This is a genomic window from uncultured Arcticibacterium sp. (assembly GCF_964021845.1).
In the GTDB taxonomy this organism is placed as follows: domain Bacteria; phylum Bacteroidota; class Bacteroidia; order Cytophagales; family Spirosomataceae; genus Arcticibacterium.
Genome location: NZ_CAXHZC010000001.1, coordinates 948,586 through 964,020 on the forward strand (window position 1 = coordinate 948,586; position 15,435 = coordinate 964,020).

Sequence of the window (15,435 nt, forward strand, 5' to 3'; positions counted from 1 at the left end):
AATGAATTCAAAGCTCGTTTTTCAGAATCCTTTCTGGTTTGTTTTAATATGCTTAGCTGTAGGTATTGCTTATGCTTGGCTCTTATATTCTAAGAAAACTACTTTAAGTAAAAATGTCAATTGGGCATTATCTGCAGGGCGAGCTTTGATAGTTTCATTAATTTGCTTTCTGCTATTAAATCCGCTTTTGCGGTCAAATGCTACCAGAACACTCAAACCTATTTTAGTATTAGGGATTGACGATTCTGGCTCCATGAAAGATTTAGGAACAGAAGCTTTAGAAACCTTAAAGCAGAATTTATCAAACTTGTATGATGCATTATCAGATTCTAATTATGATACAGAAGTAAGGCTATTGAGCTCTTCTGAACCAGTGATTGCTTTTGATTCGCTAAATTTTAACGCTAAAAAAACCGACTTTGGTAGTTTCTTTAGAAGCATAAATGAAGAGTTTAGCGGGCAAAACCTTAAAAAGGTAGTATTAGTATCTGATGGAATAGCCAATGCTGGTTTATCTCCGTTGTCAAGACCGTTCCCTTTTCAGGTAGATGCTTTAGGTTTAGGGGATAGCACTGTAAAGAGAGATTTAGCTATAAAAGGTTTAAAGGCTAATAAATTGGCCTATCTCGGAAATTCATTCCCTATTGAGGTAGATATTCAGGCTAATCTTTACAGCGGCAGAAGTACCACACTTTTAATAAGAAAAGACCAAGAGATTCTAGAAAGGAAGATTGTTGCTTTTAATTCGGATGATGACTTTAAGACCATTTCGTTTAAAATAAATGCTTCTGACATAGGTAAACAACGTTATTCGCTACAACTTTTGCCTTTAGAAGGCGAAAGCAATACAAGGAACAATTACCGTGATGTAATTATTGATGTGGTGGATGGTAAAGAAAAAGTACTTTTAGTAGGACTTTCACCTCACCCTGACATTAAGGCATTTAAAGCCATTATTGAGAAAAATCCACTTTTTGAATTAACTGTGGCTTTGACTCAAACCGCAACTCCTGCAGAAATCTTAAGTAAAGAGTTTGATATTTTGATATTGCATCAAATGCCTGACACAAAAGGTTTGTCAAATGAAATAGCCACTAGGTTGCTGTCAAAAATGAAACCTACCTTCTTTATTTTAGGTGCTCAAAGTGACTTAAGCCGCTTCAATGGTATGCAAGAAGTTGTGGGCATTTCTGGGCAATCTGGTAAAACCGATAAGGTAACTGCTTTATTTAACAATTCTTTTGGAAGGTTTATTTCAGAAGAAGCTAAAAGAGAAGTCATTTCAAAACTACCTCCAGTTATTACTCCTTTTGGGGAGTATAGGACATTTCCTGGGGTGGATATTATACTTTACCAAAAAGTGGGTAGCGTCTTAACTGATAGGCCCTTATTGATGGTAAATACCAATGTTAATAGAAAAGCAGCCGTATTAGCAGCAGAAGGAATCTGGCAGTGGCGTATGGAAGAATATTTCATGAATGAGAACCATGAAGCGGTGGATGATTACATTCTTAAGACCTTACAGCTTATTTCTGTAAAAGAAGATAAAGCCAAGCTTAGAGTATATAGTTCGCAAAACGAAGTAGACATTGACGAATCAGCCGTTTTTGTAACAGAAGCTTATGATGATTTGTATGAAAAAATCTACGACGTTGCTGTTAATTTAAACATTAAAGGTCCTGGGTATTCTAAAAGTTTTAATTATCAGGTTACTGAGGCTAATTCCACCTTTGAGCTGTCAGATTTGGAGCCAGGAGTGTATAATTTTGAAGCAAACGCAGTAATCTTAGGCAAAACTAATAGTAGCAAAGGGCAGTTTGTGGTGAAAGATAAAGATTTGGAGTTTATAAATACCACTGCAGATTTTGATTTCTTACGCACATTGGCGTCAAAGAACGGCGGAAAGTTTTTTAATGCTGACCAAATTGGTGATTTATCAGCTGCTTTAATTAGTGAGAAAGCCCCAGCAAAACTCATTAATACAGAAGACATTCAAGAAATCATCAACCTCAAGTGGCTTTTGCCTCTACTATTGCTGTTAGCTAGTTTAGAGTGGGGTTTTAGAAAGTATTTCGGAACATATTAAGTTATGAGTTATCAATTGGCAGAAATTAATGTTGGACGTATAAAAGGTGTCGATATTAACGATCCTATTATGAAAGAGTTTGTTGACAACCTCGATGCTGTCAACTTATTAGCGGAAGAAAGCAATGGTTTTGTTTGGCGATTAAAAGATGAATCTAACAATGCTACCGCTTTAAATCCATTTAACGACGAGCAAGTTATTATTAATATTTCGGTTTGGGAAGATGTAGATTCTCTCATGAATTACGTTTATAAATCATTCCATACAGATTTTCTTAAAAGACGCAAAGAGTGGTTTAAGACTTACGGAAAAGTAAACACGGCCATGTGGTGGATTAAAGACGGGGAATTTCCAACAGTAGAAGAGGCTGTGGCCAAAATAAAGTACCTTCAAGAAAACGGACCTTCAGTTTTAGCTTTCGATTTTAGAAATCAATTTGCAAGGCCGAAAACAAACAAAAAATAAAATGGCAACATTTAAGATAGGAGATAGGGTAAGAATGCTTCGTTCTTCGGAAGAGGGCATTGTGGTTAAAATAAAAGGCGATTTCATTGATATAGAGACTACAGATGGTTTTGAGTTACCTACCATGGCTTCTGAATTAGTTATTGTGGCGGAAGCTGAAAAAGAGTACTTCAATGTTTCTGAGACCAAAAAGTCGGAAGAGGTAATGGAGCGTATAATTGAAAGAAATAGGGTATATAAAAAACAAGTTTCTATAGCCTTCGAACAAATTAACGACTTCTTGCTGAGGCCATATTTTATAAATGAAACCTCGAAAGAAATTTCATTTGTCCTTTCGTTGAGTAAGAATGGCGAGTTTTTAAACTTTGTTACAGGAAATTGTGCTTCAGAATCTGAAACGAGAATTTATGAAGATTTGAAGAAAGAAGATTTTGAAAACTGGTCAAAATGGAAAATGGATCTAGTTTTCTTTGAAAAAGAAAAACTAAATGAGCCATTAAGAACTATTGAGTTCAAACTAAAAGCTACCAATCTTTTCAAAAACAAGACGGATTTCCCGTTTTCAGAAAGAACCGGGTTTCTAAGAACTATCTCTTTGGCTCCGAAAGAAGACCAAGTAGAATCTCCAAAGCCAGAAAATCCTTTTTATGATGTTTATGCTTTCAATAAGACAGAGATATTTGACCTTCATGCGGAGAAATTAGAAATCCAATCTGATAACCCCGACGTAATTTTTAATAAGCAGAAAAGTTATTTTACAAAGAAAATTGATTCCGCAGTAGCAGATAGCCTAGTAGAATTAACGGTTATTCATGGTGTTGGAAACGGTCATCTTAAAAATTTTATACATAAACACTTAGCATCTCATGAACAAGTGGAATGGTTTAAAGAGGCACAAAAAGAGAAATTTGGATACGGAGCCACGTTGGTTCACTTTAAGCCATAGTTTTTTATTTATTAGCCTAGTATTATTAACGGCTTGTGGTAAAAAACATACTGCAGAAGCACCATCAGAAGCTTATAGTTCTGCTGGTTTAGATAGCCTTAGCAGCAAGGTATCTTATCTTACTGTTCCTTTAAACATCGATTTAAGGGAAGTCGAAATGCAAGTGAATCAAAATTTCAAAGGTTTAATTTATAATGATGATTCTTTTTCAGAAGATGACCTCAAATATAAAATCTGGAAGAATGATGATTTAAGGTTCAAACATCGAGCTGATGGTGTTTTTGAATTTAAAGTACCTTTAAAAATTTGGGTTGAAAAGCGTGTCAAAATATTGGGCATGACACAAACGCCAAGTACGGAGTTTGAAATAATAGCCAAATTCACGTCAAAACCTTTTATAGCGGCCGACTGGAAACTGAAATCCGTCACTAATGCGGAAGGTTTTGAATGGGTAACTCAGCCAAAATTAACCTTGGGAGGCTTTACCGTTCCTATTACAAGTATAGTTGGTGGTATTATTGATAATTATCAAGGAACCATAGCTAGACTTATTGATACCAAAATTTCAGAAGAAATTGATTTAGCGAGTCCTGTGCTAAAAGTTTGGAATGATATAAAGGAACCTGTAAACCTTTCTTCGGAGTATAACCTTTGGTTACAAGTAATTCCGCAGGACGTGCTCATGACGGCTCTTAACTTTGATAATAATAGTATCAATACTTCCGTAGCCATAAAGGCAATTGTCAATTCCAGTGTTGGTAAGGCCAATAAACCTGTCAATGTTTCTACAGAGCTACCGCCAATCAAATTTGCTAAAACTTTACCAGAAGGTTTTGGCATTCATCTTTACAATTTGGTCACGTTTAATGAGGCAGAGAAAATTGCAAAAGGAATGTTCATTGGCAAAAAAATGACCATTTCTAGTGGAAAAGAAATTGAAATTACGGGCTTAAGAATTTACGGAGGAAAAGATAATAAGGTAATTATTCAGGTCAATACCGTAGGAGACTTGAAAGGGACTATTTTTTTAACCGGCGATCCTGTCTATGATGAAAGAAAGAGGGAAATCATCTTAAAGAATATTGATTTCGATATTAAAACGAAAAGTTTACTTGTCAAAACGGCATCATGGTTAATGTCCGGCAACTTTGCCAGACAAATAGAAGACAGTTTCGGAATACCTGTGGACCCGATTTTTGATGGAGCCAAAAGCTCCATTAACGACCTCCTTAATTCTGAATTTAAGAGCGGTTTAAGTTTAAAAGGAAAACTGAAAGATATTTCGGCTGGAGCTGTCTATTTAAAATCAGAAGGTTTGATGACTACTGTCACAGCATCTGGCAATTTAGAAGTAAAATTAACTAGCTTTGCAACCAAGAAATAAGCCGTCTTATCGCTGCCTAGAATAAGGGAGAGGAAAGTCCGAACAGCATAGAGCATCATGCTACCTAACAGGTAGGGGGTAAGTGGGCAACCGCTTATTTACAGCAAGTGCAGCAGAAAGTATACCGCCAAGCCTCGGTTTGGTAAGGGTGAAAAGGGGAGGTAAGAGCTCACCGCACTGGCAGTAATGTCCGTGGCAATGTAAACCTCATGAGCTGAAAGATTAAATAAGTTCTGAATTTCTACTGACTCGGTGGAATGCCTTCGGGCTGTCAGGATGGGTAAATCGTTAGAGGTTTGAAGCGATTCAAATCCTAGATAAATGATAAGAGTTTTGAGCAATCAAGATACAGAATTCGGCTTATAGGCTTATTTCTTTTTTATGTTTTTATTATTCACTTAAAATTTTTTAGTGAATTTATTATTATAGAATAATAATTTGTACTTTTGCAGTCCAAAAAATAACCGAGGGACGGGCTCCCTCACAAACATTTAAATATGGCTGTTAAAATCAGATTAGCTAGACACGGACGTAAGAAAAGAGCAATTTACGATATCGTAGTAGCGGATGCAAGAGCACCACGTGATGGTAAGTTCATTGAGAAATTGGGTCAATATAACCCAAATGTTACTCCAGCAGGATTAGTATTAGACAACGAAAGAGCTTTACATTGGTTAATGGTAGGTGCTTTACCTACAGATACCACAAGAAAGATTCTTTCTGTTGAAGGATTGATGTACCAAAAACACCTTCAAGTAGGCGTTGAGAAAGGTGCTATATCTCAAGAAGATGCTGACGCAAAGCATACTGCATGGGTTGAAGCAAAATCTAAGTCAAGAGAAGAAAGAATAGCTAAACTTGCAACAGGTAAGGCTGATGTTAAGAAAGCTGCTCTAGCTGCAGAGACTAAGAAGAAAGAAGGTATTTTAGCAAAAAGAGCTGAAGCCGAGCAAGCACTTATAGCTGCTGCTGAAGCTGAAGAAGCTGCTAAATTAGCTGCTGCTGCTCCTAAGGTTGAAGAAGCTGTAGAAGAAACAGCTGAAGCTGCTACAGAAGAAGCACCTGCTGCAGAGGCACCAGAAGCTGATAAAGAGTAATTCATAAAGAATTCTATTATTGAGAATCCTCGCCTTAAAAGCGAGGATTTTCTTTTTTTACAGACATTGGGTATTTATGCCTCTTTTAGTGTTAGGATGAAAAGAATAAATAATAGAAATTTACATTAGAAATCTTCCAATATAATTATGACAAAAGAAGAGTGCTATTTCCTCGGTAAAATCACCAAACCGCATGGTTTGAAGGGTGAGGTAATATTATGGATGGATGTGGACGTTCCAGAACTTTATGAAAACATGGAGTCTGTTTTCTTAGAAGAAAACGGAGAACTGGTTCCTTACTTTTTTGAAAACTTACAAATTCGTGGGAAAAAATCCATTGCCAAATTTGAGGATATGGAGACCATTGAAGAAACAGAAAGCATTATAAATTGTGAGGTTTACTTGCCTATTGAAAATTTACCGGATTTAGATGAAAAGACATTTTACTATCACGAATTACCCGGATTTAAATTAAAAGAAGAAAAGACAGGTGAGGTTATTGGTACAGTAACTAAGGTCTATGAAGGTGCCGGTCAAGATTTAATTGCCTTTGAAATTCAAGGTACTGAAGTCTTGGTTCCAATATCTGACGACATTGTAAAAGAAATAGAACGAGATAATAATATCCTAAATGTCAATCTTCCAGAGGGACTAATAGAGATATACACAGATAATTAACATTCATACTCTATGAGAATTGATATAATTACCTGTTTGCCAGCCTTGTTAGAAGGTTTTTTTTCTACTTCTATAGTTAAGAGAGCTATGGATGCTGGAACTGTAAGTGTCAACATTGTGGATCTTAGAGATTTTGGCATTGGTAAAAGTCGTCAGATAGATGACTATGCCTTTGGTGGTGGTGCTGGTATGGTAATGATGATGGAACCGCTTGTAGACGCCATTGAACATCTTAAGTCGGAAAGGAAATATGACGAGGTAATCTACATGACGCCAGATGGTGAATTGCTCCAGCAGCAAATGACCAATACACTTTCCTTGTCAGAAAACTTGATGATAGTTTGCGGACATTATAAGGGAATTGATGAAAGGGTAAGAGAAAAATATATTACCAGAGAAATCTCTATAGGCGACTATGTCCTGAGTGGGGGAGAGATTCCGGCTGCAGTGCTTTCGGATGCAATAATTCGTTTAGTTCCTGGTGCTATGAATGACGAAACATCTGCACTTACAGACTCGTTTCAAGATGGCTTATTATCGCCTCCGGTTTACACTAGACCTGCTGATTTCAAGGGAGTTAAAGTACCGGAAGTGCTACTTTCTGGTAACTTTAAACTAATAGAAGACTGGCGAACGGAAAAAGCTTTGGAAAGAACCAAAGAACGACGCCCAGATTTGTATAAAAAAACATTGTAAAACAAGCCAAAAAAAGTTATTTTTGGAATTAGAAAAGAGTGAAAAATTCACTTCCAAGAATCTATTAACCTAATGTTCTTCACAAACTAATTTATGGCAGAGGAAAACGATAATCCAATTCCAGAATCAAGTCCGAAAGGAAATATAATTCCCATCAATATTGAAGACGAAATGCGAAGTGCATACATTGATTATTCAATGTCTGTTATTATTTCGCGAGCTCTTCCAGATGTAAGAGATGGTTTTAAACCAGTTCACCGACGTGTACTTTACGGTATGTCTGAACTTGGCGTTTATCATAATAGAGCTCATAAGAAATCTGCCCGTATTGTTGGGGAGGTTTTAGGAAAGTATCACCCACATGGTGACTCCTCCGTTTATGATACCATGGTACGTATGGCTCAAGAGTGGTCTTTAAGGTACCCACTGGTTGATGGACAAGGTAATTTTGGCTCGGTTGACGGTGACTCACCTGCTGCCATGCGTTACACGGAGGCCCGTTTGATGCGAATAGCCGAAGAAATGCTTGCTGATATTAACAAAGAAACCGTTGATTATCAAGGTAACTTTGATGACTCTTTAACAGAGCCATCTGTACTTCCAGCCAGAATTCCGAATTTATTATTGAACGGAACTTCTGGGATTGCAGTTGGTATGGCTACCAACATGGCACCTCATAACCTTACCGAAGTAGTAGATGGTATCAAGGCTTACATTCAAAATAAAGACATTGAGGTTGAAGGTCTTATGGAGCACATTAAAGCTCCTGATTTTCCAACAGGTGGAATTATTTATGGTTACTCTGGGGTTAAATCAGCCTTTGAAACAGGACGTGGTCGAATTGTCATTCGTTCGGTTGCTAGCTTTGAGCAAACCAAAACGGGTAAAGAGCAGATTGTTGTAACTGAAATTCCATATATGGTCAATAAGGCCAATATGATTGAGAAAACAGCGGCTCTAATTAATGACAAGAAAATCGAAGGAATTTCTGACATGCGTGACGAGTCTGATAGAGACGGTTTACGTGTGGTTTATGATCTTAAAAGAGATGCTGTTCCTAACGTAGTTCTTAATAACCTCTATAAATACACTCAATTACAGTCGTCATTCAGTATTAATAACGTGGCTTTGGTAAAAGGCAGACCTTATACGCTGAATTTGAAAGACATGATTGTGCACTATGTGACACATAGAATTGAGGTAATTACTAGAAGAACTGAATATGAACTAAGAGAAGCTGAAAAGCGTGCTCACATCTTACAGGGTTTACTTATTGCCTTAGATAATTTAGATGAGGTAATTGCTCTAATTAGAAAATCTAAAGACCCTGACGAAGCTAAAACTGGTTTGATTACTAAGTTTGAGCTTTCTGAGATTCAAGCAAAGGCTATTCTAGACATGCGTTTACAGCGTTTGACTGGCCTTGAAAGAGATAAGATCATAGCTGAGTACGAAGAAATCAAGAAATTGATGGATAGGCTTAATGAGATTCTTGCTTCGGAAGAAGTGAAAGAAGAATTAGTTATTGAAGACCTAGAAGATATCAAAGCTAAGTATGGTGATGAGCGTAGATCTAGAATTGAAATGGCGGGTGGCGATTTCAACATTGAGGATATGATTCCTGATGATGAAATGTTGGTAACTGTTTCTAATGAAGGTTATGTAAAAAGAACTGCTCTTCAAGAATATAGAACTCAAAATAGAGGGGGAGTAGGCTCTAGAGCTGTAAAAACTAAGGATACAGACTACACAGAGCACCTTTTCTCTGCCACTAATCATAATTACCTTTTATTCTTTACCGAGAAAGGTAAATTATATTGGTTAAGAGTATTTGAAGTGCCAGAAGGTAGCAAGACCGCCAAAGGTAGAGCCATTCAAAACTTGGTTAATATTGAATCGGATGATAGAGTAAGGGCGGTTTTAAATGTCAAAACTCTTGTGGACGAAGATTATATCAAGAATAACTACATCATCATGTGTACTAAGAATGGTACCGTGAAGAAAACTTTATTGGAACAATATTCTAGACCGCGTGTCAATGGTATTATTGCTATCAATATTAAAGATGATGACCAGTTATTGGATGTTTCATTGACCAATGGAAACGATTTTATAATTATTGCTGCTAGTGCAGGTAAGGCCGTTAGGTTCCATGAGACAGCAGCCAGACCAATGGGTAGGGGAGCAAGTGGAGTAAGAGGTATCAAATTAGCCGAAGGTGATAGTGCCATAGGCATGGTAACCGTAAGCCGAGAAGATACTCAGCTAATGGTGGTGTCTGAAAATGGCTATGGAAAGCGTTCTAATATAGATGAATACAGAATAACATCAAGAGGAGCTAAGGGTGTTAAAGCCTTAAACATTACAGAAAAAACAGGAAAACTAGTAGCAATCAAAGAGGTAACAGATGAGGATGACCTTATGATAATTACCGTAAAGGGAATTGCGATAAGAATGAGTGTTTCTGATCTAAGAGTAATGGGAAGGGCTACTCAGGGTGTTAGACTTATTAAGCTAAATGATAAAGATGCTATAGCATCCGTAACTCAAATAGTGAAAGAAGATGAAATAGAAGAAGAAGGTGAAGGCGGGCTAAATCCTGAAGAAGGAGAGGGCACGTTAGAGACGCCTCCTACTGAAGAATAAATTGTTAAAATGGTGTTAATTTCCGATTAACATGTAAACTATTTAAGGGTTTCCATGTCAAAAGGACAAATAAATAAAGTGATAAATTAAATAAACCTAGATGAAAAAAATAGTTTTTGCATTGTCATTCCTTGTAACTGCTCAGCTTTCTCAAGCACAGAGTGTTTTGGATTTGGCAAATGACGCACAGTGTCAAACTCAAGAGAACCTTCTTAAGCCTTTACTTAAAAGTTCAGAGCATGCTAAAAGAAGCTTAAAGCCTACTACCTGGATTAGATTGGCTGAAGGTTATGCTAACTACACCACTACATGTGGTAAAGATTCTACTTCGGCGAAAAAGGCTTGGAACGCTATTCATAAAGCACAAGAGCTGGATACAGATGGAGACAATGCTGAAGATATTAAAGCTTTAATGAATGGCGATTTAATGTATAGTGCTGTAATGAATCAAGGAGTTGCTCATTACAATGTAGGAGCCTTGGAAAAAGCGGTAGAGTTATTTCTAATAGGAATGGAAGTTCAGCCAGCTGATACATTATCAACATTTTATGCGGGTATTGTTTCTAACCAACTTGGAAATTCGGACGATGCTGTTAAGGCCTTTACGCAATACATTGACGTAGCAAAAGGTAGAGATGCAGCATCATATTATACACTGAGTGTTATTGAAAAAGAAAATGGAAATCTTAAGGAGGCCATCAACTGGTTGAAGAGAGGTGTAGAAGATACAGGCGATAAAGATATTCAAGGTGAACTCATAAATACCTATATCAATAATGATATGTTAGATGAGGCAGTAGGAGATATGGAGAGCCTAGTTGCGTCAGACCCGACTAACACAAATAACCTTTTGAACCTTGGAATTCTGTATGACAATCAAGAAGAAAATGAGAAAGCCTTAGATATATATTCAAAGGTCTTGGAAATGGATCCTGATAACTATGATTGTAATTTTAACCTTGCAGTATTCTATTTTAATGATGCAGTACAGATTAAAAAAGAAGTAGATGCAATGGATATGAAAACATATCAAAAGGAGGGTGCAGCTATTGAAGCTAAGGCTTGCCAACAATTCAGACAAGCAAAACCATACTTTGATGCTTGCGATAGAATTAAGCCAGGTACTGCGGAAATTGAAGAGAACTTGAAAAGTCTTAACAATGTGCTGACACAGTGTAAATAGTTTGGGATTATAATATTTAATAAGAAAGAGCTGCACAATAGTGTGGCTCTTTCTTTTAGATACCTATTTAACATAATATATATTATATAACTTTTACAGTATATTGAAAATATCAAATAAATGAATGAACTATAGGAAAAGTCAACACCACGAAAGCCATAGTACCACATTAACTATAGAATTAGTTTTAAGCAATATTGTAGACCGTCTTTATAAAGATATATAAGGTACGACTAGAATATTTAACAACTAACTACTTGAAGCAATTTAAGCAGGTTTAAACTCCTGTAAAGTTTTATCATCATAGAATACTATAATCTTATCTATAGGCTCACCAGACGAATCCTTCTGTGGTTCTCTGGCCGCCAGAGCTTCACTTAGACCAGCAGACTCATAATCAGTAAAGGATTCTCCGGTATGGCAAATTACAATCTTGACTATACTTTTTTTAGGAGTGTTGTCAGTTAGCACAGAGGATAGATCACCTTGCTTTGCTATTTTATTTAGCAACTCCTTATCAAGATTATTCCCATCAAAAGTCCAGTCTATTCCCAAGTCTGGAAACTTAATAAGTATCCTTTGTATAATATCCAAGCTTGCCTTGTTTCTACTAGCAAAAAGGTGGCTCATTACGGGCCTGCTAATGCCAGTATGATCAGCAAAGCGTGAACTTGTATAACCTAAGTGTTCTGCTATTTGCTTTATTTTTTCATTTAATTCGATACTCTTCTGTTCCATTTTTCTCTTGTCTATTAACAATTATTGACTTCATAAGTCCCAATACGTTTACAAATGTAATCTACATAATTAACAAATCCAAACAGCTGGTTTACTGTTGTAAATTATGGCGTAACAGGCCATTCACAATTGTTTACAAAAATGTAAATCGTATCTAGAATCGAGTGAATTCCTTATATTAAGCTCCTATTCAAGAGGTTATAATTAAATATTTTTCAGAAATAGTTAAGATAAGCGTGACTTAAGAGAGAGAAATTCTGGGGTAGTTTGATGACTATTTTTAAGAAAACTTAAACTTATTTGTAATACATGTTTGGAAGTAAGTATAAAATTTACATATCTTTGTATCACAAACCGCAAGTCTTTTGGGATTCCAATGACTTACAGTGCTTTCCTATAAATATAATAATTAAAGAGCTGGAGCTTTTTAATTCAGAGAAATAGAAAAACCCCGCTTATTACAGCGAGGTTTTTCTATTTAATGCCCCTATAGGGCTAGTAAAATACAGACCTTTTAACTTAAACCGCTATGTCGTTTTCTCTTAAAGCATCATTTAATGACGTTTTAAGATCTGTACTTGCCTTACGTTTTCCTATTATTAAGGCACATGGTACTTGATATTCACCTGCAGGAAATGATTTAGGGATTGTTCCAGGTATCACTACAGAGTCATCAGGTACGAAGCCTTTATATACAACAGGCTCACTTCCTGTAACATCAATTATCTTAGAGCTCTTGGTAATAGTTACACCAGCACCTAAAACAGCTCTTTTTCCTATATGTACCCCTTCAACCACAATACATCTAGAACCGATGAAAGCTCCATCTTCTATTATAACAGGAGATGCTTGAGCCGGCTCTAGTACACCACCAATTCCAACACCGCCACTTAAATGTACATTTTTCCCGATCTGAGCACAACTACCTACAGTAGCCCAAGTATCGACCATTGTTCCAGCATCTACATAAGCACCAATATTTACATAAGAAGGCATAAGTATAGTTCCTGGAGCTAAATATGCACCATAGCGAGCTACAGCTGGAGGCACAACTCGAACACCTTGCTCAGCGTAATTAGTTTTCAAATCCATTTTATCATGGAACTCGAAAATGCCAACCTCTTGAGGGACCATTTTTCTTAGAGGGAAATACAAAATAATGGCTTTTTTAACCCATTCATTAGTAACCCAAGCTCCGTCTACGGGCTCAGCCACCCTTAATCTACCTTTATCTACTTCTTCCACCACCCAGTTGATGGCCTCTTTTACTTCTTCTTTCTTAAGTAACTCTCTGTCATCCCAAGCACTTAAAATCAATTCTTTTTTTTCTGTCATTCTAATAGTTTCTATAATATTTCCTAATAAAGTAAAACTTAAACAATGAAATCTCAAAAAACTGTTTACTAGTCTTTTATAATCCGTGAAACTGAGCGAAAGTAACTTTTCTTTTTCGACATATTTTTCACCAAAGAATATTTGGATTTCCTTAAAAACAAAACTAATAAGAAATTTGATAAATGAGACAGAATATGGCAGAGATATGCTGTACGCAAGGCAAGGACATGAGCTACTCCCCTAGCCCGTTTTAACAATCTATAAACTCCATAATGAATGCTATTTATATTAGCAAACTTAAAAGGTAGGTAATCAAGTCCAATAAATTGTATTATTTCACTAACTACTTGACACTTTTGGGGAACGCTATTCTTATAGATTTAAAGTGCTATTTTTGTATATCATTTACCATAAAATTACGATAAGAAATGAATGACATTAAAGTTGCTATTAATGGTTTTGGAAGAATCGGAAGATTAGTCTATCGCCAGATTTATGACATGAAAGGGATTGACATCGTTGCAATAAACGATTTGACAGATCCTGCAAGTTTAGCACATTTGCTTAAGTATGACACAGCTCAGGGACGTTTTGGACAAGAGGTTACTGCTACAGATAAAAGTATCATCGTTAATGGTGACGAAATAAACATATATTCTCAAAGAGACCCGTCTCAAATTCCATGGGCTAACCATGATGTAGACGTTGTTTTAGAGTGTACTGGTTTCTTCGCTTCTGATGAGAAAGCTGCAGCTCACATTAAAGCAGGTGCTAAAAGAGTAGTTATTTCTGCTCCAGCCACTGGTGATGTTAAGATGATTGTTTTTGGTGTTAACCATGAAACTCTTGACGGAAGCGAGACTATTATTTCTGGTGCATCTTGTACTACTAACTGCCTTGCTCCTATGGCGAAAGCATTAAATGATGCTTTTGGAATCAAAACTGGTTTAATGACTACGATTCACGCCTATACAAATGACCAAAACACGCAGGATGGCCCTCATCCAAAAGATTTAAGAAGAGCAAGAGCTGCTGCTGAAAACATAGTTCCTAATACTACGGGAGCTGCAAAAGCAATTGGCAAGGTACTTCCTGAATTAAATGGTGTTTTAGATGGTGCTGCACAGCGTGTACCTACTATCACAGGTTCTTTAACTGAACTATTTACCGTTTTAGACAAGAAAGTAACGGCTGACGAAGTTAACGCTGTCATGAAAGCTGCTGCTGATGATAGTTATGGTTACACTGAAGACCCAATTGTAAGTTCTGATATCATCGGAATTAGCTACGGTTCTCTATTTGATGCTACTCAAACTAAGGTGCAAACTATTGGCGATACGCAATTAGTTAAAACTGTTAGCTGGTATGATAACGAAATGTCTTACGTTTCTCAATTAGTGAGAACTGTTCAATATTTCGCTGGTCTTATCCAGAAATAAGAGATAAACTCTTTAATACTAAAAGCCCCATTGTTAACTTTAACGATGGGGCTTTTCTATTAATACTAAGGTGCGGATTAAATTTTCAACCTGGCAGTTATATAATTAATAGTAAAACCTTTTTCTACCCACAGCTGTTCATAATGAGTTTGAATACCGAAATGCTCTTCTAATAATGGAGAATTGTATAGGTCATTAGTATAAGTCAATACTTCAAAATCAGGATCCTTCTTTAGCATCTCCAAGCTATATTCATAAAGAAAAGGACTGTCAGTCTTTAAACGGAATAAACCATCTTTTCTTAAATACTTTTTATAAATATTAAGGAAGTGTTGATTGGTTAAACGCTTTTTCTCTTGCTTTTCACTAGGCTGAGGATCAGGGTGTATAAGCCAAATTTCATGAACCTCTTTATCTTCAAAAAACTCATCCAAATATTGAATTCCAGTTCTCAGGAAAGAGGCATTTGTCAATCCCTTTTCTAGGGCTCTTTTACTTCCTCGGGCTATTCTATCTCCTTTTATGTCAATTCCAATAAAGTTTTTATCAGGAATATTCTCGGCCAAACCAACCGTATATTCGCCCTTTCCACATGCTAGCTCCAATACTAGAGGCTGAGCTTTTTCAAAATGTACTTCATTCCACTTCCCTTTAATGGTAGCATAAAGTGGCTTTCCTTTTTCAATGACATTTCTGGCTTCTTGATTATGCTGAAATCGATGTAGTTTTCTTCTAGACACTG

The 15,435-nt window shown here is 36.5% G+C and carries 13 protein-coding genes and 1 other RNA gene; 11 read left to right on the forward strand and 3 right to left on the reverse strand.

The annotated features are described in order from the left end of the window. Position 1: 1 nt before the first annotated feature. The 10 genes from AADJ06_RS03955 to AADJ06_RS04000 all read left to right on the forward strand — a co-directional run bounded on the left by AADJ06_RS03955 (position 2) and on the right by AADJ06_RS04000 (position 11,181). A complete protein-coding gene (locus AADJ06_RS03955; RefSeq protein WP_341225104.1) occupies positions 2-2,086 on the forward strand; it encodes a VWA domain-containing protein in 2,085 nt (694 codons plus the stop codon). Between the two features lie 3 nt (positions 2,087-2,089). Next, positions 2,090-2,551 (forward strand): DUF3291 domain-containing protein, encoded by a 462-nt coding sequence (locus tag AADJ06_RS03960; protein WP_341225105.1) that lies wholly within the window; start codon positions 2,090-2,092, stop codon positions 2,549-2,551. A 1-nt stretch (position 2,552) separates the two neighbouring features. After that, positions 2,553-3,497 (forward strand): Smr/MutS family protein, encoded by a 945-nt coding sequence (locus AADJ06_RS03965; RefSeq protein WP_341225106.1) that lies wholly within the window; start codon positions 2,553-2,555, stop codon positions 3,495-3,497. Beyond that, positions 3,418-4,881, forward strand: a complete 1,464-nt coding sequence (locus AADJ06_RS03970) for a DUF4403 family protein (RefSeq protein WP_341225107.1) — start codon at positions 3,418-3,420, stop codon at positions 4,879-4,881. Before AADJ06_RS03965 ends, AADJ06_RS03970 begins: the two co-directional genes overlap by 80 nt. Beyond that, positions 4,875-5,260: RNase P RNA component class A (rnpB, locus tag AADJ06_RS03975), an RNA gene on the forward strand. The genes AADJ06_RS03970 and rnpB overlap by 7 nt, the downstream gene beginning before the upstream one ends. Positions 5,261-5,378: 118 nt before the next feature. Then, on the forward strand, positions 5,379-5,978 hold the full coding sequence (locus AADJ06_RS03980) for a 30S ribosomal protein S16 (protein WP_341225108.1): 600 nt from the start codon (positions 5,379-5,381) through the stop codon (positions 5,976-5,978). A gap of 147 nt (positions 5,979-6,125) precedes the next feature. Next, positions 6,126-6,656 carry a ribosome maturation factor RimM gene (rimM, locus tag AADJ06_RS03985; RefSeq protein ID WP_341225109.1) on the forward strand — a complete coding sequence of 177 codons (531 nt, stop codon included), beginning with the start codon at positions 6,126-6,128 and terminating at the stop codon, positions 6,654-6,656. Positions 6,657-6,668: 12 nt separating this feature from the next. Then, complete coding sequence (gene trmD / locus AADJ06_RS03990; RefSeq protein ID WP_341225110.1) at positions 6,669-7,352, forward strand: tRNA (guanosine(37)-N1)-methyltransferase TrmD; 684 nt, start codon at positions 6,669-6,671, stop codon at positions 7,350-7,352. 93 nt (positions 7,353-7,445) lie between these two features. After that, positions 7,446-9,998, forward strand: coding sequence for a DNA gyrase subunit A (gene gyrA / locus AADJ06_RS03995; protein ID WP_341225111.1), 2,553 nt, complete (start codon positions 7,446-7,448; stop codon positions 9,996-9,998). Between the two features lie 100 nt (positions 9,999-10,098). Next, complete coding sequence (locus AADJ06_RS04000) at positions 10,099-11,181, forward strand: tetratricopeptide repeat protein (protein WP_341225112.1); 1,083 nt, start codon at positions 10,099-10,101, stop codon at positions 11,179-11,181. A 267-nt stretch (positions 11,182-11,448) separates the two neighbouring features. Here AADJ06_RS04000 and AADJ06_RS04005 read toward each other — a convergent pair whose 3' ends face one another. After that, complete coding sequence (locus tag AADJ06_RS04005) at positions 11,449-11,919, reverse strand: helix-turn-helix transcriptional regulator (protein WP_341225113.1); 471 nt, start codon at positions 11,917-11,919, stop codon at positions 11,449-11,451. 519 nt (positions 11,920-12,438) lie between these two features. Next, positions 12,439-13,254, reverse strand: coding sequence for a 2,3,4,5-tetrahydropyridine-2,6-dicarboxylate N-succinyltransferase (locus AADJ06_RS04010; protein ID WP_341225114.1), 816 nt, complete (start codon positions 13,252-13,254; stop codon positions 12,439-12,441). Between the two features lie 428 nt (positions 13,255-13,682). On the opposite strand from AADJ06_RS04010, the gene gap reads away from it, so the two are divergent. Beyond that, positions 13,683-14,693, forward strand: a complete 1,011-nt coding sequence (gene gap, locus AADJ06_RS04015) for a type I glyceraldehyde-3-phosphate dehydrogenase (protein ID WP_341225115.1) — start codon at positions 13,683-13,685, stop codon at positions 14,691-14,693. Positions 14,694-14,770: 77 nt separating this feature from the next. Here gap and trmB read toward each other — a convergent pair whose 3' ends face one another. Further along, positions 14,771-15,433, reverse strand: coding sequence for a tRNA (guanosine(46)-N7)-methyltransferase TrmB (gene trmB, locus AADJ06_RS04020; RefSeq protein ID WP_341225116.1), 663 nt, complete (start codon positions 15,431-15,433; stop codon positions 14,771-14,773). Positions 15,434-15,435 lie beyond the last annotated feature (2 nt).